The 19,650-nt window shown below is 69.3% G+C and carries 19 protein-coding genes and 2 tRNA genes; 8 read left to right on the forward strand and 13 right to left on the reverse strand.

Annotated features, from left to right (window positions below):
- Positions 1-161: 161 nt before the first annotated feature.
- The 12 genes from JI751_RS03190 to dnaA all read right to left on the reverse strand — a co-directional run bounded on the left by JI751_RS03190 (position 162) and on the right by dnaA (position 12,816).
- Positions 162-698, reverse strand: a complete 537-nt coding sequence (locus JI751_RS03190; protein WP_201933302.1) for a P-loop NTPase family protein — start codon at positions 696-698, stop codon at positions 162-164.
- Positions 699-789: 91 nt separating this feature from the next.
- A tRNA-Ala gene (locus JI751_RS03195) sits at positions 790-865 on the reverse strand.
- A 23-nt stretch (positions 866-888) separates the two neighbouring features.
- Positions 889-1,014, reverse strand: coding sequence for a DLW-39 family protein (locus tag JI751_RS20810; RefSeq protein ID WP_236665528.1), 126 nt, complete (start codon positions 1,012-1,014; stop codon positions 889-891).
- A gap of 43 nt (positions 1,015-1,057) precedes the next feature.
- A tRNA-Ile gene (locus JI751_RS03200) sits at positions 1,058-1,131 on the reverse strand.
- An 81-nt stretch (positions 1,132-1,212) separates the two neighbouring features.
- A complete protein-coding gene (locus tag JI751_RS03205; RefSeq protein ID WP_201933305.1) occupies positions 1,213-1,758 on the reverse strand; it encodes a DUF3566 domain-containing protein in 546 nt (181 codons plus the stop codon).
- A gap of 3 nt (positions 1,759-1,761) precedes the next feature.
- Entirely contained in the window at positions 1,762-4,452 is a 2,691-nt protein-coding gene (gene gyrA, locus JI751_RS03210; protein WP_201933306.1) for a DNA gyrase subunit A, read from the reverse strand.
- A gap of 175 nt (positions 4,453-4,627) precedes the next feature.
- Positions 4,628-6,844 carry a DNA topoisomerase (ATP-hydrolyzing) subunit B gene (gyrB, locus tag JI751_RS03215; RefSeq protein ID WP_201933308.1) on the reverse strand — a complete coding sequence of 739 codons (2,217 nt, stop codon included), beginning with the start codon at positions 6,842-6,844 and terminating at the stop codon, positions 4,628-4,630.
- A 282-nt stretch (positions 6,845-7,126) separates the two neighbouring features.
- Complete coding sequence (locus JI751_RS03220) at positions 7,127-7,681, reverse strand: DciA family protein (protein ID WP_201933309.1); 555 nt, start codon at positions 7,679-7,681, stop codon at positions 7,127-7,129.
- Positions 7,671-8,819 carry a DNA replication/repair protein RecF gene (gene recF / locus JI751_RS03225; protein ID WP_201933310.1) on the reverse strand — a complete coding sequence of 383 codons (1,149 nt, stop codon included), beginning with the start codon at positions 8,817-8,819 and terminating at the stop codon, positions 7,671-7,673. The genes JI751_RS03220 and recF overlap by 11 nt, the downstream gene beginning before the upstream one ends.
- A gap of 8 nt (positions 8,820-8,827) precedes the next feature.
- A complete protein-coding gene (gene gnd, locus JI751_RS03230; RefSeq protein WP_201933311.1) occupies positions 8,828-9,784 on the reverse strand; it encodes a phosphogluconate dehydrogenase (NAD(+)-dependent, decarboxylating) in 957 nt (318 codons plus the stop codon).
- Between the two features lie 58 nt (positions 9,785-9,842).
- A complete protein-coding gene (gene dnaN, locus JI751_RS03235) occupies positions 9,843-10,976 on the reverse strand; it encodes a DNA polymerase III subunit beta (protein ID WP_201933317.1) in 1,134 nt (377 codons plus the stop codon).
- A gap of 403 nt (positions 10,977-11,379) precedes the next feature.
- Positions 11,380-12,816 (reverse strand): chromosomal replication initiator protein DnaA, encoded by a 1,437-nt coding sequence (gene dnaA, locus JI751_RS03240; protein ID WP_201933318.1) that lies wholly within the window; start codon positions 12,814-12,816, stop codon positions 11,380-11,382.
- Between the two features lie 526 nt (positions 12,817-13,342).
- On the opposite strand from dnaA, the gene rpmH reads away from it, so the two are divergent.
- From rpmH to JI751_RS03280, 8 genes are all read left to right on the forward strand, one after another.
- Positions 13,343-13,480, forward strand: a complete 138-nt coding sequence (rpmH, locus tag JI751_RS03245) for a 50S ribosomal protein L34 (RefSeq protein ID WP_307813760.1) — start codon at positions 13,343-13,345, stop codon at positions 13,478-13,480.
- Positions 13,481-13,504: 24 nt separating this feature from the next.
- A complete protein-coding gene (gene rnpA, locus JI751_RS03250) occupies positions 13,505-13,855 on the forward strand; it encodes a ribonuclease P protein component (protein WP_201933319.1) in 351 nt (116 codons plus the stop codon).
- Positions 13,852-14,106 (forward strand): membrane protein insertion efficiency factor YidD, encoded by a 255-nt coding sequence (gene yidD, locus JI751_RS03255; protein WP_201933320.1) that lies wholly within the window; start codon positions 13,852-13,854, stop codon positions 14,104-14,106. Before rnpA ends, yidD begins: the two co-directional genes overlap by 4 nt.
- Entirely contained in the window at positions 14,107-15,084 is a 978-nt protein-coding gene (gene yidC, locus JI751_RS03260; protein ID WP_201933321.1) for a membrane protein insertase YidC, read from the forward strand.
- A gap of 61 nt (positions 15,085-15,145) precedes the next feature.
- The gene (locus JI751_RS03265) at positions 15,146-15,697 is read left to right on the forward strand and encodes a Jag family protein (protein ID WP_307813762.1); all 552 of its coding nucleotides are present in this window, start codon (positions 15,146-15,148) and stop codon (positions 15,695-15,697) included.
- Positions 15,694-16,434 carry a 16S rRNA (guanine(527)-N(7))-methyltransferase RsmG gene (gene rsmG, locus JI751_RS03270; RefSeq protein ID WP_201933322.1) on the forward strand — a complete coding sequence of 247 codons (741 nt, stop codon included), beginning with the start codon at positions 15,694-15,696 and terminating at the stop codon, positions 16,432-16,434. Before JI751_RS03265 ends, rsmG begins: the two co-directional genes overlap by 4 nt.
- 181 nt (positions 16,435-16,615) lie before the next feature.
- Entirely contained in the window at positions 16,616-17,593 is a 978-nt protein-coding gene (locus JI751_RS03275; RefSeq protein WP_307813864.1) for a ParA family protein, read from the forward strand.
- The gene (locus JI751_RS03280; protein WP_201933325.1) at positions 17,590-18,597 is read left to right on the forward strand and encodes a ParB/RepB/Spo0J family partition protein; all 1,008 of its coding nucleotides are present in this window, start codon (positions 17,590-17,592) and stop codon (positions 18,595-18,597) included. The genes JI751_RS03275 and JI751_RS03280 overlap by 4 nt, the downstream gene beginning before the upstream one ends.
- 251 nt (positions 18,598-18,848) lie before the next feature.
- On the opposite strand, the gene JI751_RS03285 is transcribed toward JI751_RS03280, so the two are convergent.
- The gene (locus JI751_RS03285) at positions 18,849-19,622 is read right to left on the reverse strand and encodes a lysophospholipid acyltransferase family protein (protein ID WP_201933328.1); all 774 of its coding nucleotides are present in this window, start codon (positions 19,620-19,622) and stop codon (positions 18,849-18,851) included.
- Between the last annotated feature and the right edge of the window lie 28 nt (positions 19,623-19,650).

The raw sequence follows: 19,650 nt of genomic DNA on the forward strand, positions 1-19,650 counted from the left end.
TGTACGGCCACCCCCGTCGGGCGACCTCTCACCAGTACCACGAACGGGGTCTCGCCGATACGACAGCGCCGGTCTCCGGAAGTCCCCGGATATCCGGTGACTTCGTGACTGTGCGGTGATCGTGACGCGTCTGCCACGTCACAGCCACCGCACAAGCTCGCTCAGGAGTCTGCGAGCTCGCCGACCAGGTCGGCGACCGGGCGCGAGGTGTCGAGGCGCACGATCGGTCCACTGAACCGCGTCATCCACGCCTCGTGCAGTGTCCGGCTGCGGCCGGCGAAGTCGGGGACCTCGTAGCCCGCCGCCCACGTCACGAACTCCTCGTGCGTGGTGGCCAGGTCGCCGCCGGGGAGGATGCGGTCGCCGTAGCGCACCGCCTCCCGCGCGCGCAGGCGCTCCAGGCGTACGTCCGGGTCGAGGCTGCAGAACACCAGGACGTCGACGGCGTCGAGCAACGGCTCACCCCAGCCCATCACGGACCCGGTCAGCACCCAGGCACGTCGGGGCAGGAACATCTCCTGCATCAGCTCGAGCCGTCGCTCCTCGACCCGCTTCACCGTGTACGGCGGCTCGGTCGGCTCCCAGAAGTAGTCGTCCGTGTCCGCGTGCGGGACCGACCAGCGGGCAGCGAGTGCCCTGCCGAGGGTGGTGACGCCTGAGGCCGTCGCGCCGAACACCAGGACGCGGCACGGATTCATCTGGTGGAGCCTAGGGGACTCGAACCCCTCACCCCCTGCTTGCGGAACGGCGGAGCCGCTACCAGTTGCGCGGGCACATCTCCTGCGGGAGTGGTGGAGCCTAGGGGACTCGAACCCCTAACCCCCTGCTTGCAAAGCAGGTGCGCTACCAATTGCGCCAAGGCCCCAGGTGTTGCAGAGGGGACGAGCGTCAGGCCTTGTGGACGGTGTCCGTGGCCTCGGCCCAGAGGGCCTGCTCGTTCTTGCCCTCGTCCATCTTCTTCTTCGCGACCAGGGCACCGGCCGCGGCGAGGATGACCAGCAGGAGCTTCTTCATGCGGTTCTCCTCGTGACAGGTCGAGAGGGAAGTGGGGATGGAGTGGGCCTAGGAGGACTTGAACCTCCGACCTCTTCCTTATCAGGGAAGCGCTCTAACCGTCTGAGCTATAGGCCCGCAGTGCCGCTGTGCGACGACGCCGAAGATTACCCGACCGTGGTCAGGCGGTGCGAATCGAGGCCCCGGGGAGGGCACCGATCACTTCTCGTCCTCGGCCAGGGTGACCTCGATGCCGCCGAGGAGGGCGGCGGCGAGGTTGTAGAGGAACGCCGTCAGGGTGGCGATCGCCGTCAGCAGGACGACGTCGAGCACCGAGACCAGGAGGGTGAAGCCGAGCACCCGCGACATGCCGACGTAGTCGGTGACGTCGAAGGTCGAGTTGCCGCTGTCGCCCTCGACGATGCTGGCGACGGCCGAGTTGATCGAGTCCCACACGCCGGCGGCGCCGAGCACCGACCACACCATGAAGATCGCCACGAAGGTCACGACACCGAAGGCGACCGACAGCAGGAACGACGTCTTCATGACCGACCAGGGGTCGATCCGCGTCAGCCGGAGCCGTGCCCTACGGGGCTGTCGTCCCGACGCCCGCGAGGCCCGACGACCGCGCCCGGCCCCGGTCTCGGCGTTGGCGCGGTGCTCCTGCGCGGCGTTGGACATGGTGTCCTGGAGCCGCTCGGTCAGCGACCTGCGGGGAGGCTGCTTGCCGGTCGTACGACTGGGAGTCGCGGTGCGGTCCGCCATGGATCACTCCTCGGTGTCTTCGTCGGCGACGGTCTCGTCAGCAGCATCGACTGCGTCCTGGTCCTCGATTGTTGCACCGTCGGTCACGTCGGGCGATTCGGCGGCGGCAGCCGCACCCGCCTCCTCAGCCTCCTCGACGACCTTCGCCTCGACCGAGCGGGCCACGACCGCGACCGTGTCGCCCGACTTCGGCGTCACGAACTTCACGCCCATGGTCGAGCGTCCGGTGGGCCGGAAGTTGGCGTCGATGGGGCTGCGGACGACCTGCCCGCCGCTGGTGATCGAGAGGACCTCGTCCTCCTCCTCGACGATGAACGCGCCGACCAGGCCGCCGCGGTCCTCGTTGGAGAGCGACATCGCCTTGATGCCGATGCCGCCGCGGGACTGGAGGCGGTAGTCGCTGATCCGGCTGCGCTTGGCGAAGCCGCCGTCGGTGATCGTGAAGACGTACTGCTCCTTGACCTCCTCGGACTCCGACGCGTCGCCCTCGACGGCCTCCTCGGCCGCGACCTGCTCGGCGCGGATGACCGACATCGACAGGAGCGAGTCGCCGTCGCGGAACTTCATGCCGCGCACACCACCGGTGGCGCGACCCATCGGGCGCAGCTGGTCGTCGTCGGCCTTGAACCGGATCGACTGTCCCTTGCGGGAGACCAGCAGGATGTCGTCGTCGCCGTCGACCAGCTCGGCGCCGATCAGCTCGTCGTCGTCCTCGCGGAAGTTGATCGCGATGACGCCGGCCTGGCGCGGGCTGTTGTAGTCGCCGAGCTTGGTCTTCTTGACCAGGCCGGTGCGGGTGGCGAGCACGAGGTAGGGCGCCTGCTCGTAGTCGCGGATCGCCAGCACCTGGGCGATGTCCTCGTCGGGCTGGAAGCTCAGCAGGCCGGCGACGTGGCCGCCCTTCGCGTCGCGCGCCGCCTCGGGCAGGTTGTAGGCCTTGGTCCGGTAGACGCGACCGGCCGTGGTGAAGAACAGCAGCCAGTGGTGGTTGGTGGTCGCGATGAAGTGCTGGACGACGTCGTCGCCGCGCAGCGTCGCACCGCGTACGCCCTTGCCGCCGCGCTTCTGGAGCCGGTACTGGTCGGCGCGGGTGCGCTTGGCGTAACCACCGCGGGTGATGGAGACGACGAGCTCCTCGTCGGGGATCAGGTCCTCCATCGAGAGGTCACCGTCGGCGGCGATGATCTGCGTACGCCGCTCGTTGCCGTACTTGTCGGTGATCTCCTTGAGCTCGTCGGAGACGATCTGCCGCTGGCGGGGCTCGTTGGCGAGGATGTCCTCGAGGTCGGCGATCACGAGCTCGAGCTCGGCGAGGCGGTCCATGATCTTCTGGCGCTCGAGGGCGGCCAGGCGGCGCAGCTGCATCTCGAGGATCGCGTTGGCCTGGACCTCGTCGATCTCGAGCAGCGCGATCAGGCCGCTGCGGGCCTCCTCGACGTCGGGGCTGCGGCGGATCAGCGCGATGACCTCGTCGAGGGCGTCGAGCGCCTTGGCGAGACCGCGGTAGATGTGGGCCTGGCGCTCGGCCTCGGCGAGGCGGAAGCGCGTACGCCGCTGGATGACCTCGATCTGGTGGGTGACCCAGTTGGAGATGAACTGGTCGATCGGCAGGGTGCGCGGCACCCCGTCGACCAGCGCCAGCATGTTGGCGGAGAAGTTGCTCTGGAGCTCGGTGTGCTTGAACAGGTTGTTGAGCACGACGCGCGCGACGGCGTCACGCTTGAGGATGATCACCAGGCGCTGGCCGGTGCGCGAGCTGGTGTCGTCGCGGACGTCGGAGATGCCCTGGATCCGGCCGGTGTCGGCGAGCTCGGCGATCTTGAGCGCGAGGTTGTCGGGGTTGACCATGTAGGGGAGCTCGCTGATGACCAGCATCACCCGGCCCTTGGCGTCCTCGTCGATCTCGACGACCGCGCGCTGGGTGATCGAGCCGCGACCCGTGCGGTAGGCCTGCTCGATGCCCTGGCGGCCGACGATGAGCGCGCCGTTGGGGAAGTCGGGGCCCTTGATGCGCTCGATGAGCGCGTCCTGGAGCTCTTCCTTGGTGGCGTCGGGGTGCTCGAGCGCCCACGTCGCGCCCTCGGCGACCTCGATGAGGTTGTGCGGCGGGATGTTGGTCGCCATGCCGACCGCGATGCCGGCCGAGCCGTTGACGAGCAGGTTGGGGAAGCGCGAGGGCAGGATGGTCGGCTCCTGCGAGCGACCGTCGTAGTTGGGGCGGAAGTCGACGGTGTCCTCGTCGATGTCGCGCACCATCTCCATCGCCAGCGGCGCCATCCGGCACTCGGTGTAGCGCATGGCGGCGGCGGAGTCGTTGCCCGGCGAGCCGAAGTTGCCCTGGCCGTTGATCAGCGGGTAGCGCAGCACCCACGGCTGCGCGAGGCGGACCATGGTGTCGTAGATCGCGGTGTCACCGTGGGGGTGGTACTGACCCATCACGTCACCGACGACGCGCGAGCACTTCGAGAAGCCGCGGTCGGGGCGGTAGCCACCGTCGTACATCGCGTAGAGGATGCGGCGGTGCACGGGCTTGAGCCCGTCGCGCACGTCGGGCAGCGCGCGCCCGACGATGACGGTCATCGCGTAGTCGATGTAGCTCTGCTGCATGAGCGTCTGCAGCTCGATCGGCTGGATGCGGTCGTCGCCGAATCCGAAGCCACCTGCGCCGCCGGTGCCGGTGGGGGTCTCAGTCATGATTCGTCTTTCTCGGCTCGTCTACTAGAAGTCTTAGATTCCGCGATATCCGGCTAGGTGGGCAGGAGGCGCGAGGTGCGTGCGATCGCAAGGCGGAGGCGCGAAGGCGACCTCAGAGCGAAGCGGGTCGTCGAGCGCCGACAACGCGGCGAGCGTGCGTACATCGCGTCTCCTGTCAGATATCCAGGAAGCGAACGTCTTTAGCGTTGCGCTGGATGAAGGAGCGTCGCTGCTCGACGTCCTCGCCCATGAGGATCGAGAAGATCTCGTCGGCCTGGGCGGCGTCCTCGAGGGTCACCTGCCGCATCAGGCGGGCGTCGGGGTCCATCGTGGTCTCCCACAGCTCGTCGGCGTTCATCTCGCCGAGACCCTTGTAGCGCTGGACCGGGTTCTCCTTGGGCAGCTTCTTGCCCTGGGCGAGACCGTCGGCCTGGAGCGCGTCGCGCTCGGCGTCGGAGTAGACGAACTCGTGCTCGGCCGGCTTGTTCCAGCGCAGGCGGTAGAGCGGGGGCTGCGCCATGTAGACGTAGCCGTGCTCGATCAGCGGCTTCATGAAGCGGAAGAGCAGCGTCAGCAGCAGGGTGTTGATGTGGTGGCCGTCGACGTCGGCGTCGGCCATCATCACGACCTTGTGGTAGCGCAGCTTCTCGAGGTTGAACTCCTCGTGGATGCCGGTGCCGAGCGCGGAGATGATCGCCTGGACCTCGGTGTTGGCGAGCACCTTGTCGATGCGGGCCTTCTCGACGTTGAGGATCTTGCCGCGGATCGGGAGGATCGCCTGGATGCGCGGGTCGCGCCCTTGGCGGGCCGAACCGCCGGCCGAGTCGCCCTCGACGATGAAGACCTCGCACTCCTCGGGGTTGGTCGACTGGCAGTCGCTCAGCTTGCCGGGGAGGCCGCCGCCGCCGAGGAGTCCCTTGCGACCGCGGGCGAGCTCGCGCGCCTTGCGGGCGGCGATGCGGGCGTTGGCCGCGGCCTGCGACTTGCGGACGATCTCCTTGCCCTCGGCCGGGTTCTGCTCGAGCCAGGCGCCGAGCTGGTCGTTCATGATCCGCTGGGTGAAGCCCTTGGCCTCGGTGTTGCCGAGCTTGGTCTTCGTCTGGCCCTCGAACTGCGGCTCGCCGAGCTTGATCGAGATGATGGCGGTCAGGCCCTCGCGGATGTCGTCACCCGAGACCCGGTCCTCCTTCTTCTTGATCAGGCCCCACTCCTCGCCCCAGTGGTTGACGAGCGAGGTGAGCGAGGCGCGGAAGCCCTCCTCGTGGGTGCCGCCCTCGTGGGTGTTGATGTTGTTGGCGAAGGTGTGGACCGACTCGGTGTAGGAGGTGTTCCACTGCATCGCGACCTCGAGGCTCATGTGCTGCCCGGTCGCACCCTCGGCGGTCTCGGCCTCGAAGGAGATGACGCTGACGTTGGCCGGTGCCTTGCGGCGGTTGAGGTGCTCGACGTAGTCGACGAGGCCGCGGTCGTACTTGAAGACCTGCTCCAGGCCGCCGCCCTCGGCACGCTTGATGGCGTCGTGGCCGGCGTGGTCGATCGAGTTGTCGATGGTGTCGTCCTCGACGGCGTCGACGCGCGACTCGGCGTCGGCCCGCTCGTCGCGGACGACGAACTCGACGCCCTTGTTGAGGAACGCCATCTCGCGCAGGCGCGAGGTGATCGTCTCGAGGTGGTAGGTGGTGTGCTCGAAGATGTCCTCGGAGGCGTACCAGGTCACCGTGGTGCCGGTGCCTTCGCCGGGCTCCATCTCGCGGACCTGCTCGAGGTCGGCGTCGGGGACGCCGAGCTGGAAGGTCTGGCGCCACAGGTGACCGCGGTTCTTCACCTCGGCGACGAGGCGGGTCGACAGCGCGTTGACGACCGAGACGCCGACGCCGTGGAGACCGCCGGACACCTTGTAGCCGCCGCCGCCGAACTTGCCGCCGGCGTGGAGCATCGTCAGGGCCATCGTGAGCGCCGGCATCTCCTGGCCGGGGGCGGTGTCGGTCGGGATGCCGCGACCGTTGTCCTCGACGCGCACGCCGCCGTCGGCCTGGAGCGTCAGCACGATCCGGGTCGCGTAGCCGGCCAGCGCCTCGTCGACGCCGTTGTCCACGATCTCCCAGATCAGGTGGTGCAGGCCGCGCTCGCCGGTGGAGCCGATGTACATGCCGGGGCGCTTGCGCACCGCCTCGAGGCCCTCGAGGACGGTGATCGCCGAGGCGTCGTACTCGAAGTCCTTGTCGACGGCGGACGACGACCGCTTCTCGACGGCCTCGACCGCGGCCTCGACGTTGTCCTCGACCGTCTGCGCGAGTGCCTCGGCGCGCTCGGCCTCCGAGGGGCTGTCGCTGGGGTCTGGTCCGGGAGCTGAATCGGTGGTCGGGTGGTTCTCGACGTTCTCTTCGCTCAAGGCGCAGCCTTCTTCCCGTCGCCCTCGAGGGGCGTTCGACATGAGTCGAGTCGCGGCTGTTGCTCCGGGCAACCACGCGTGCGACTCGACTTGTCATACTACCGGTCAGAGGCCCCAGACCGAAGCACCCGCCCCGAGGATGGGGTGGATCGGTGGAAAAAGTGGCCCTCAGGGGCCACATGAGGCCGGTTCAGAGGGCCGAACAGGGGGGTCGGTGGGTCCCCCTACCGCCGCGAGGCCCGCAGATCGGCAGATCGGGCCTCTCCTCGACGGGGCACCCGCTCATCCGTAGGTGTCGCGCGGACCCCGTCCGTCGCGGCTCGAGAGCCGTCCCTTCTTCCACGTCGGCAGGTGGGGGCCGAGCACCTCGATCACGGTGACGGTGCCGTGCCCCAGGTCCTCGTTGAGACGCCGTACGACGCTCGGGGCGAGCAGCTTGAGCTGGGTCGCCCAGGCCGTGGAGTCGGTGCGCACCACCAGTCGGCCGTCCTCGAACGCCTCCGGCGTGCAGTGGTCGGCGACCTCCTGCCCGACCAGCTCGGCCCAGCGGCCGAAGACGCCCTGCACCTTGAGGTCCACCTCCCAGCCGTGGTGGGCGATGAGGCGACCCATCGCGTCGTCGAGGAGCTGGGGGTCGCGGTCGTCGGCGCGCGCACCGGACGACGTCGTGAACGTGCGCCGCCGGGACGGACCCGTCTTCTTCCGCGGCCGCGCTCCCGGACTGACGGCCGCGGCCTTGGCGGCCGCGCGGGCGAGGTCGAGCCCGTCGGGCTGGTGCTCGGGCGCCTCGTCGGGAGTCTGGTCGGACGTCTGGTCGGGGGTGTCGTCACTCGTCACGGGTCACCTGGCCGTCGGCGACGAGGAAGCGGACGCCCTGGAGCGAGGCCGGCACGTCCGCGGCGACCGCCGCGGTGACCAGCACCTGCTCGGCGCCGGCGACGAGCCCGGCGAGCTGGCTGCGTCGCTCGGCGTCGAGCTCGGCGAAGACGTCGTCGAGCACGAGGATCGGGTCGTCTCCGTCGGCGCGCAGCAGGTCGTAGGACGCCAGCCTGAGTGCCAGCGCGAACGACCACGACTCCCCGTGGGAGGCATAGCCCTTGACCGGCAGGCGCAGGTCGTCCGGTCCCGATCCGGTGCCCAGGGTGAGGAGCAGCTCGTCGCGGTGCGGGCCGACGAGCGAGATCCCGCGGTCGAGCTCGTCCTTGCGCTTCGCGGCGATCGCGTCGAGGAGCGCCTGCTGCAGGTCGCCACCCGAGGACTCGACGTCGACGCTCGCCCGGTAGTCCAGGTCCGCGTCGTCCCGGCTCGCGCCGCGGGCGACCGCCTCGTAGGCCTTGCCGAGGTAGGGGCGCAGGTCGTCGACGAGCTGGAGGCGGGCACCGAGGATCTCGGCGCCGACGCGCGCGAGGTTGTCGTCCCAGATCTCGAGCGTCGACATCGCGGCGTCGCGCGAGGACCCGCGCGCGATGCCGGCGGTCTTGAGGAGGCTGTTGCGCTGCTTGAGGATCCGGTCGTAGTCCGAGCGCACCCCGGCCAGGCGCGGCGTACGCAGCACGAGCAGGTCGTCGAGCAGCTTGCGGCGGTCGGAGGGGTCGCCCTTCACCAGCGTGAGGTCGTCGGGAGCGAAGACGACCGTCCGCACCAGGCCGACGATCTCGCGCGGCCGGGGCAGGGGAGAGCGGTTGATGCGCGCCCGGTTGGCGCGGCCCGGGTTGAGCTCGACCTCGAGCAGGGCCGTCCGGCCCTCCTTCACCACCGAGGCGCGGACGATGGCCTGGTCGGCACCGGCCTTCACGAGCGGGGCGTCGGTGGCGACCCGGTGGGACGAGAGCCGCGAGAGGTAGTCGATCGCCTCGACGAGGTTGGTCTTGCCCTGGCCGTTGCGGCCGATGAACGCCGTCGCCCCCGGCTCCAGCGCGACGTCGACGTCGGCGTAGGAGCGGAAGTTGTGCAGGGTGAGGTGTGCGACGTGCAACGGGAGTCCTAGCTCTCGCCGGCGCCGGCCTGCTTCGACGTCTCGGACTGCTCGGCCCCCGACTCGCCGGCGGCGTCGCCGCCCTGGGGGGCGGACGACTTCACGGCGTGGCCACCGAACTGGTTCCGCATCGCCGCGACGGCCTTCATCGTCGGGGAGTCGTCCTGCTGGGAGACGAAGCGGGCGTAGAGGGCGGCGGTGATGGCGGGGGTCGCGACGCCGTGCTCGATGCCGGCCTCGACGGTCCACCGGCCCTCGCCCGAGTCCGCGGCGTAGCCGGCGATCTTGCTGAGGCCCGGGTCCTCGTCGAGGGCGGTGACCATCAGGTCGAGCAGCCACGAGCGGATGACCGTGCCCTCGCGCCAGGAGCGGAAGACCTCGGTCACGTTGTCGGTGAGCTCGGCCTTGTCGAGCAGCTCCCAGCCCTCGGCGTACGCCTGCATAATCGCGTACTCGATGCCGTTGTGGACCATCTTGGAGAAGTGCCCGGCGCCGACCTTGCCGGCGTGGACCGAGCCGAAGTCACCCTCGGGCTTGAGGGCGTCGAAGGCCTCCTGGACCTTGGCGATGTCGTCGGCGTCGCCGCCGTACATCAGGGCGTAGCCGTTCTCCAGGCCCCAGACGCCGCCGGAGACGCCGCAGTCGACGTAGCCGATGCCCTTCTCGGCGAGCAGCTCGGCGTTGGCGATGTCGTCGGTCCAGCGCGAGTTGCCGCCGTCGACCACGACGTCGCCCTCGGCGAGCAGCTCGGCGAGCTCCTTGACCGTCGCCCGCGTCGGATCGCCCGCGGGCACCATCACCCAGACGACCTTGGGACTCGGGAGCGCCTCGACGAGCGCTCCGAGCGAGTCGACGTCACTGACGTCTGGATTGCGGTCGAAGCCGACCACGGTGAGTCCCGCGCGACGCATGCGCTCGCGCATGTTGCCGCCCATCTTGCCCAGCCCGATGAGTCCGATGTCCATAGGCGTGAGCGTAGACCCACGCCCTAGGTGGCCGGGTGCCGAGCAACCAGCAGGCCGCTCAGCTCAGCAGGCGGCGTGGCATCAGGAGGTAGCGGAAGGTCTGGCTGTCGTCGGCGTCGGTGCCGGAGATGACGACCGGCTTGGTGGCCTGGGTGAAGGCCAGGTCGACGAACTCCCCGTCGATGGCGGTGAGGCCGTCGAGGAGGAACTGCGGGTTGAAGCCCGTCGTGAGGTCGTCGCCGTTGATCTCGGCGTCGACGGCCTCGGTCGCCATCGCCTCGTCGCCGGACCCGGCGTCGAGCACGATCTGGTGGTCGCCGAACTTCATCTGGACGGCCGTGTTGCGCTCGGCCACGAGCGCGACGCGCTTGACGGTCTCGATGAGCTCGGCCTTGTTGACCTTGGCGACCGTGAGGTGCTCGGCCGGGAAGAGCGAGCGCACCTTGGGGAACTCGCCGTCGAGCAACCGGGTCGTGGTGCGGCGTACGCCGCCCAGGCCGGTGCCCTCGAAGCCGATCAGGCCCTCGCCGGCACCGCTCGCGGCGAGCGCGATGGTGACCTCGGCACCCGAGGTGAGCGACTTCGCGGTGTCGCCGAGCACCTTCGCCGGGACCAGCGCGGCGACGGACTCGTCGGGCGACTGCGGGTTCCAGGTGAGCTCGCGGTGCGAGAGGCGGAATCGGTCGGTGGCGAGCAGCGCCATCGTGGAGCCGTCGATCTCGATGCGGACGCCGGTGAGCACCGGGAGCATGTCGTCGCGCCCTGCAGCCGTGACGGCCTGGGCGACGGCGTGGGCGAAGTCGGCGCTGGAGACGGTGCCGGTGGCGGACGGCATCTGCGGCAGCGTCGGGTAGTCGTCGACCGGCATCGTCTGGAGGCTGAAGCGGGCCGAGCCGCAGGTGAGGGAGACGCGCGGCCCCTCGAGGGTGAGCTCGACCGGCTTGGCCGGGAGGCTGCGGCAGATGTCGGCGAGCAGCCGGCCGCTGACGAGCGCCCTGCCCTCGTCGTTGACCTCGGCCGTGAGCGTCGCGCGCGCCGACGTCTCGTAGTCGAAGGTGGAGAGCACCAGGCCGGCGTCGCTGGCCTCGATCAGCAGGCCAGCGAGGACCGGGGAGCTGGGACGGACCGGGAGGCTGCGGGCAGCCCAGGCAACGGCATCGGCGAAGACGTCGCGTTCGACGCGGAACTTCACAAGGGACTCCTCAGCAAGAACTGCTCACGACAAGTTGTGGTGCGCTGCGGGCGCAGGACGTGGCCACGCGCGGGCGCGTAGGAAGTGCATCCTGTCACGGGCCCACGACGCTTCGGCAGGGTTCTCCCCAGAGGAGTGCGTGTTCGGTGTTGGTGGGAGATGGGACCAGTCTTCAGGTACGTAGTGGTCATAGGGTCGGTGGAAACTGTGGACAAAGCTCGTTCGTGCAGGTCAGCGCCCTGACAACCTGTGTACGACGTGTGGGGACGCACGGGGACGTGCCGCGCGTGCATGTGGAGCGAGCCGGCGTTCGTGTGGTTCGTCCCGGTGAGTCCACAGGGCCTGGGGACGACGGGCCGAGCCGAACCACATGTTGTCCACACGTGCGGAGGGCGTCGGCGACTCAGGACTGACGGGCCTGCATCTTCACGCGGTTCGTGAGCTCGCTGACCTGGTTGAAGACGGCGCGGCGCTCGGCGAGGAGCTGGCGGATCTTGCGGTCGGCGTACATCACCGTCGTGTGGTCGCGGCCGCCGAACTCGCGTCCGATCTGCGGCAGCGACATGGACGTCAGCTCGCGGCAGAGGTACATCCCGATCTGGCGCGCCATGACGAGGTGGCGGCCGCGGGACGGTCCGGTGAGGTCCTCGAGCGAGACCCCGAAGTAGGCCGCGGTCTGCGCGATGATCAGCGCGTGCGTGATCTCGGGCTCGCCGCCCTCGGGGATCAGGTCCTTGAGCACGATCTCGGCCAGGGTCATGTCGACCTCCTGCCGGTTGAGGTTGGCGAAGGCCGTCACCCGGATCAGCGCACCCTCGAGCTCGCGGATGTTGGTCTGGATCTTCGAGGCGATGAACTCGAGCACGTCCGGCGGCGCGGTGAGGCGGTCCATCGCCGCCTTCTTGCGCAGGATCGCGATGCGGGTCTCCAGGTCGGGCGGCTGGACGTCGGTGATGAGCCCCCACTCGAACCGGTTGCGCAGCCGGTCCTCGAGCGCCTCGAGCCGCTTGGGCGCGCGGTCGGAGGTCAGCACGATCTGCTTGTTGGCGTTGTGGAGGGTGTTGAAGGTGTGGAAGAACTCTTCCTGCGTCTGGGTCTTGCCCTCGAGGAACTGGATGTCGTCGATCAGGAGGACGTCGACGTCGCGGTAGCGCCGCTTGAACCGGTCCTGCCGGTCGTCGCGGATCGCGTTGATGAACTCGTTGGTGAACTCCTCGCTGGAGACGTAGCGCACCTTCGCGTTGCTGTAGAGGCTGCGGACGTAGTGGCCGATCGCGTGGAGCAGGTGGGTCTTGCCCAGGCCCGAGTCGCCGTAGACGAGGAGCGGGTTGTACGCCTTGCCCGGCGCCTCGGCGACCGCGACGGCGGCCGCGTGGGGGAACCGGTTGGACGAGCCGATGACGAACGTCTCGAACGTGTACTTGGGGTTGAGGCGGGTCTCGAGGACGGACGACCGCCGCTCGCCGGTGTTGACCGGCTCGTGGCTCTCGGCCAGGGAGTCCATCGGCGCCGGCTCGGCCATCGGCTCGTTTGTCGATAAAGCGACAGATCCATCTGTCGATTCATCGATGTGGGGCTGCTCCTCGGACTCGAGGGCGGGGTTGACCGTGACGAGCATCCGGATCTCGCGCCCGAAGCCCTCGGTGAGGGCGTCCTCGATGTGGTTGCGCAGCCGACCCTCGAGCTGGTTACGGGTGAAGTCGTTGGGCACGGCGATGATCGCGGTGTTCTCGTGCAGCGTCATCGGCACGCTGGGCCGCAGCCAGGCGCGCTGGTTGGGCTGGAGGTCCTCGACGATCTGCTGCCATGCCGTCCCGAGATCTACCTGCTGGTCGTCCACCCGGACCGCCTTCGCTCTTCACTGTTGTCGTGCTCGTGTCGTGCCTTGACTGGAGCTCCTGCCGGGCACCGGGTGGACTGCGTCCACAGAGTTGTCCACAAGCTGTGAACTGCCCGCCCCGACCGACTCGACCGGAGGCCCCGACCTCGTGCCACCGGTGGTCCCGCCGTTGTTTCTGCAGGTCAGAGGCGCTGAGGAAGGGCACGTGACCCGGGACACAGTGGGCTGTCATCCCTGGTGGGACCGCGGTGGGGAGGAGATCGCGACCCCCGGAACGTAACAACCTCGCGCGGTCCGCGGCAAGACGTCATCCACAGGCACGACCGGGGTAGGTGCTCGTGGGTTTGACCCCCTCTTCCGCCACCGCGTACCGTTGGCCGGTCGCTCCATGTCGACGGGTGCCGCATGTCCACGATCCGCCACCAGGCGGCCACGTGGGTGGGCGGTGCCGGCCGAAGTATGCAGTTCGTGCCGCACTGACCTCTCAGTGGAGTGGACATCCCTCGAAACCTTCGGAGAAATAGCCGTGAGCAAGCGTACGTACCAGCCGAACAACCGTCGCCGTCACAAGGTGCACGGCTTCCGTCTGCGCATGCGGACCCGCGCCGGACGCTCGATCCTGTCCGCCCGTCGTCGCAAGGGCCGCAAGGAACTGGCCGTCTGACGGCCAGGGTCCGCGGCACACGCTGTGCTCCCCGCGGCCCATCGCCTCACCGACAGTGACGACTTCCGTCGTGCTGTGAGGAGTGGGCGCCGTGCTGGTAGCCCGACGCTGGTGGTCCACCTGTGGGTGGATCCGGACGTCACGGGCCCGGTGCGCGTCGGGTTCACCGTCAGCAAGGCCGTGGGCAACGCCGCCACACGCAACCGCGTGAAGAGACGACTTCGACACCTGACCCGGGAGCACCTCCCCTCGTTGGAGGAGCTTCCGGGTCGTGCTGCTCTCGTGGTGCGGGCCCTGCCCGCCGCGGCCGAGGCGTCGTACGCCGCTCTGGGCGACGACCTGGGTCGTACGCTCGAGCGCGTGAGCCCGTCATGAAGCACCTCCTCATCGGGTTCATCCGTGCCTGGCGCTTCGCGATCAGCCCGCTCTACGGCCAGGTCTGTCGCTACCACCCCACCTGCTCGGCGTACGCCCTCGAGGCCGTCACCGAGCACGGGGCGGTCCGCGGCACCTGGCTCTCCGTACGCCGCATCGCTCGCTGCCACCCGTGGGCCGCCGGCGGCTACGACCCCGTTCCCCCTCGCGCCACCTCGGCCGCGAAGACACCTGCAACTCGAGGAGCTTGAGTGCTCGACTTCTTCGGATCCATCGGCCACGCGATCATGGTGCCGCTCTACTACGCGGTGTCCTTCGTCCTGGTGGGGTTCCACAAGCTCTTCTCAACCTTCATGGACCCGGCCGGTGGACTCACCTGGGTGCTGTCGATCGTCGGCCTCACGCTCACCATCCGTGCCGCGCTGATCCCGCTGTTCGTCAAGCAGATCAAGTCGAGTCGCAACATGCAGCTGATCCAGCCCAAGGTGCGCGAGCTGCAGAAGAAGTACGGCCACGACCGGGAGAAGCTCGCCCAGGAGACGATGGCCCTCTACAAGGACTCGGGCACCAACCCGTTCGCCTCGTGCCTGCCGATCCTGCTGCAGATGCCGATCTTCCTGGCGCTGTTCCGGATGCTCGACCAGGCGTCGAAGAAGGACAAGGCGCACGGCTTCCTCGACGAGACCCTCGCCAAGCAGTTCGGCGACTCGAAGATCTTCGACCTCATCCCGGTGTCGGGGACGTTCCTCAAGACCGGCGGCGTCATCGAGGTCATGATCCTCGCGGCGTTCCTCGTGCTCGCCATGACGGCCACGACGTTCCTCACGCAGCGCCAGCTGATGAGCAAGAACATGCCGGCCGACGCGCTCTCGGGCCCGTACGCCCAGCAGCAGAAGATGCTGCTCTACGTGCTCCCCGTGGTCTTCGCGGTCGGTGGCATCGCGTTCCCGATCGGTGTGCTCGTCTACTGGACGGTCTCGAACCTCTGGACCATGGCGCAGCAGTTCTACGTCATCCGGAACAACCCGGCTCCGGGCACGCCCGCCGCGAAGGCGAAGGAGGAGCGCGACAAGGCCAAGGGCAAGCTGCCCGAGGCCGACGCCGCCGCCGCTCAGCAGGCGACCCTCGTCGAGGAGAAGCCGCAGCCGCAGCGCCAGCAGCCGCAGCGCCAGACCAAGGCGCAGCGCGCCAAGGCCCAGGGCAGCAGCAACAAGAAGAAGAAGCGCTGACCCCCACGAGTTTCGGCGGTGCCTCGCGGCACTGCATCCACGAGTGAAGCAGGAGTTCCACGTGACTGAGCAGACGACCGATACCGACACCGTCGAGGTCGAGAACGACTCCCCCGCGGCGGGTGACGCCGACGCCAAGGCCGGCCGACCGTCCAAGGTCCAGCGGCTCGAGGCGGAGGGCGACATCGCCGCCGACTACCTCGAGGAGCTCCTCGACATCGCCGACCTCGACGGCGACCTCGACATGGACGTCGAGGGAGACCGGGCGAGCGTCCAGATCGACGGCGCCGACCTCCAGCAGCTCGTGGGGCGCAACGGTGAGGTGCTGGAGGCTCTCCAGGAGCTGACCCGCCTGGCCGTGTACCGCGAGACCGGTGAGCGCTCGCGGCTCATGCTCGACGTCGGCGGTCACCGTGCCGAGCAGCGCACACGTCTGGTCGCGCTGGCCGAGAAGTCGATCGCCGAGGTGAAGGAGAAGGGCGAGCCGCTCTCCCTGGAGCCGATGAGCGCCTTCGAGCGCAAGGTCGTGCACGACGCGGTGGCGGCCGCCGGCCTCTCGTCCGAGTCCGAGGGTGCGGAGCCGAAGCGCCACGTGGTGATCCTCCCGGCGTGAGCGACGACGTTTCACGTGAAACGCCCTCCGTGCCCGATGCGGCACGGAGGGCGTTCACGTCTGACCGGCTGGGCCTGGCGGCGCGCTACACCGAGCTGCTCGCCACCGAAGGCGTGGTGCGTGGGCTGATCGGCCCGCGCGAGGCGGACAAGCTGTGGGATCGGCACGTGCTGAACTCCGCCGTGCTGGGAGAGGCGATCCCGCAGGGTGCGCGCGTCTGCGACATCGGTACGGGCGCTGGTCTCCCGGGCGTCGTCGTGGCCATAGCTCGGCCCGACCTCACGATGACCCTGGTCGAGCCGCTCCTGCGCCGGACGACGTTCCTCGACGAGGTGGTGGCCGAGCTGGGGTTGGACCACGTCCGGGTGGTGCGCGGTCGTGCCGAGGACCTCCACGGCACCGAGACGTTCGACGTGGTCACCTCGCGAGCGGTGGCACCACTCGATCGACTGCTGGGCTGGTCCATGCCTCTGGTCGCGCCCACCGGCTCGCTGGTGGCGATGAAGGGCCGCTCGGTCCACGACGAGATCTCCGCGGCAGCGGGCCTCCTGACCACGTGGCGGTGCGCCGAGCCCGAGGTGCTGGAGCTCGGGGCAGGGATCGTGGATCCACAGACCACGGTCCTCCGGGTGTCCTGGGCCGACCCGAGCCGGATAGGTTGGCCCCTTGCCCGCGGACCCCAGCGCAGTAGTCGTCAACGGCAGAAGCAGCGCCGAGCACAACGAGAGGCACAGTGACGTGAGCGGAGACAACCCCGGCGGTTGGGGTGGACGGCACGCCACCGACAAGTCGGAGCGAAAGTTTTCCACCGGTCAGGACACCGCATCTGAGCGCAGTTATCCACAGGACCAGTCCTCTTCTCCACAGACGGTGGATGTTTCACGTGAAACCGCCGATGAGGCCTCTCCTCAGGCGGACGTGTCTGTTTCACGTGAAACACGACCCGCGTGGAACGTACGCACCGCTGCGGACTTCGCGGACCAGCACGACGCGTACCACGACGCTGGGACTCCGCTCGCGCAGGCGGCGCAGCACTCCGTCCTTGCGCGCTCCGGAGGTCTCCGGCGACAGGGCGCGCCGAGGCCGGACGCCACCCGCGTCCTGGTGGTGGCGAACCAGAAGGGCGGCGTGGGGAAGACGACGTCGACGGTCAACGTGGCCGCGGGGTTGTCCCAGCTGGGTCAGCGAGTCCTCGTCATCGACCTCGACCCCCAGGGCAACGCCTCGACCGCACTCGGCGTCGACCACCACCGGGGGGTCCCGTCGACCTACGACATGCTGGTCGAGGGGCAGCCCCTCGCCGACGTGATGACGGAGTGCGCCGACCTTCCCGGTCTGTGGGTCGTGCCGGCCACCATCGACCTCGCCGGTGCCGAGATCGAGCTGGTCAGCGTCGTGGCGCGCGAGCAGCGGCTGGCGCGCGCGATCAATGCGCACCCTCTCGTCGGCACGGCCGAGGAGGTCGGCGACGACCGGTTCGACTACGTCCTCGTCGACTGCCCGCCGTCGCTGGGCCTCCTGACGCTGAACGCGCTCGTGGCCGGCCGCGAGATGTTCATCCCGATCCAGGCGGAGTACTACGCGCTCGAGGGCCTCGGGCAGCTGCTCGAGACAGTCGAGATGGTGCGCCAGCACCTGAACCCGCGGCTGATCGTGTCCACGATCCTGCTCACGATGTACGACGCCCGCACGAGGCTCGCCGCGGGCGTGGCCGACGAGGTGCGCGGCCACTTCGGTGACCAGGTCCTCAAGACGGCCGTCCCGCGGTCGGTCCGCGTGTCGGAGGCGCCGTCGTATGGGCAGACGGTCATGACCTACGATCCGGCGTCGGCCGGGGCACTGTCCTACCTCGAGGCCGCGCGCGAGATCGCCAGCAAGGGAGCCCCCACGTCATGAACGCCAACCCGCCCCGCCGTGGCCTCGGCCGAGGCCTGGGGTCGCTGATCCCGACCGCCCCCAGCCAGCCGGCTCCCAGCGAGACGGTCGCCGGCGAGTCGCCGGCGAGCGCCGGCACCGAGGTCGCGCCCGCAGCATTAGCGACCAACGGTGCGAGCGTGTCCGCGACCGACGAGGGCGCGCACGTGGTGGCCGGCGCGTACTTCGCCGAGCTCCCCATCACGCAGGTGCGTCCCAACGCGCGCCAGCCGCGCCACGTCTTCGAGGAGGAGGCGCTGGCAGAGCTGGTGCACTCCATCCGTGAGGTCGGGCTCCTCCAGCCCGTGGTCGTGCGCAAGACCGGTGACGAGTCCTACGAGCTCATCATGGGCGAGCGGCGCTGGCGGGCCTCGCAGGAGGCCGGCCGCGACACGATCCCGGCGATCGTCCGCGAGACCGACGACAACGACATGCTGCGCGACGCGTTGCTGGAGAACCTGCACCGCTCGCAGCTCAACCCGCTTGAGGAGGCGGCCGCCTACGGCCAGCTGCTCGAGGACTTCGGTTGCACCCACGAGGAGCTCGCCCAGCGCATCGGCCGGTCGCGACCGCAGATCTCCAACACGCTGCGTCTGCTCAAGCTGTCCCCGGCCGTCCAGCGCCGGGTGGCCGCGGGGGTCCTGTCCGCCGGGCACGCCCGCGCGTTGCTCGCCGTCGACGACGCCGACCTCCAGGACCGGCTCGCCGCGCGCGTGACCGCCGAGGGCATCTCGGTGCGGGGGCTCGAGGAGATCGTCTCGGTGGGTGTCGAGCCCGACGCCCCGTCCCGGGTGGTCCGCAACAAGCCCGTCGCCCCCGGCCTGACCGACCTGGCCGACCGGCTCTCCGACCGCCTCGAGACCCGCGTGAAGGTCGACCTCGGCAAGGCCAAGGGCAAGATCACCGTCGAGTTCGCCAGCCTCGACGACCTGCGCCGCATCGTCGACATCATGGACCCCCGCAATCGGGACGACCGCCCCATCTGAGCCGAGCAGGGTCGACCGAGGCACGAGGTCGGCGCGTGGGCTCGACCAGGTTGAGCAAGCGACACGACCGAGGCACGAGGTCGTACGAGCGCGACGAAACCCCTGGAGGAGGAGCGGCTCTCCTCGTGGCGTGACGTGGGCTCGAGCCTCGCTGGCGCTCGCACCTCACACACCGCATCCCCCAGCGAATTGTCGACAAAACAACAAAAAGACAAAGCGATCTACCGACAGATCGACCTGTCTACCTGTCGCTACTGACGCTTGGCGGCGCGCTTCTCGGCCCGCTTCCGGGCGCGTTCGCGCTTCTCGGCGGCGTCGAGGGTGAGCGCCTCGTCGGGCGTGGGGGCGGAGCCGCCCATCGATGCGGGCACCCACCAGGAGCCCGGCGGCTGCTCGGCCGCGGGGTATTCCGCGACGACCTCGGCCAGCATCGAGCTCATGCGCGAGCGCAGCTCGGCGGTCTCGGCGACCGGGTTGGCGCCGGTGGGGTGCATCGGCTCGCCGACCCGGATCGCGATCGTCTTGCCGCGCGAGAAGTCGCGCGGGTGGCCCTTGGTCATCATCCGCTGGGTGCCCCACAGGATGACGGGCACGAGGGGCACGCCGGCCTCCGCCGCGATGCGTACGGCACCGGACTTGAACTCCTTGAGCTCCATCGACCGGGAGATGGTCGCCTCGGGGAAGATCCCCACCGCCTCCCCGTTGCGCAGGTAGTCGACTGCGGTGTGGTAGCTGGCGATCCCCTCGCCGCGGTCGACCTCGATGTGGTGCAGCGAGCGCATGAGCGGGCCGACCCACCGGTGGTCGAAGAGCTCGCGCTTGGACATGAAGCGGACCAGCCGGCGCGAGGGGTGCGCGGCGAAGCCGCCGTAGATGAAGTCGACGTAGCTGATGTGGTTGAAGGCCAGCAGCACGCCGCCCTCGCGCGGCACGTGCTCGGTGCCGGACATCTGGAAGCTCTGGCCGAGAGCGCGGAACGCCGTCTTGGCCGTGACGATGATCGGGGGATAGGTGACGTCACGCATGCGCGAAGCCTAGGGTCCGCCGACGCGC

Source organism: Nocardioides baculatus (assembly GCF_016735675.1).
Classification (GTDB): Bacteria; Actinomycetota; Actinomycetes; order Propionibacteriales; family Nocardioidaceae; genus Nocardioides; species Nocardioides baculatus.

Bases quoted from the DNA above. Each gene is read 5' to 3' on its own strand.
- JI751_RS03190 (WP_201933302.1), bottom strand. From the start codon at position 698: ATGAATCCGTGCCGCGTCCTGGTGTTCGGCGCGACGGCCTCAGGCGTC.
- JI751_RS20810 (WP_236665528.1), bottom strand. From the start codon at position 1,014: ATGAAGAAGCTCCTGCTGGTCATCCTCGCCGCGGCCGGTGCCCTGGTC.
- JI751_RS03205 (WP_201933305.1), bottom strand. From the start codon at position 1,758: ATGGCGGACCGCACCGCGACTCCCAGTCGTACGACCGGCAAGCAGCCT.
- gyrA (WP_201933306.1), bottom strand. From the start codon at position 4,452: ATGACTGAGACCCCCACCGGCACCGGCGGCGCAGGTGGCTTCGGATTC.
- gnd (WP_201933311.1), bottom strand. From the start codon at position 9,784: ATGGACATCGGACTCATCGGGCTGGGCAAGATGGGCGGCAACATGCGC.
- yidD (WP_201933320.1), top strand. From the start codon at position 13,852: ATGAAGCACCTCCTCATCGGGTTCATCCGTGCCTGGCGCTTCGCGATC.
- JI751_RS03280 (WP_201933325.1), top strand. From the start codon at position 17,590: ATGAACGCCAACCCGCCCCGCCGTGGCCTCGGCCGAGGCCTGGGGTCG.
- JI751_RS03285 (WP_201933328.1), bottom strand. From the start codon at position 19,622: ATGCGTGACGTCACCTATCCCCCGATCATCGTCACGGCCAAGACGGCG.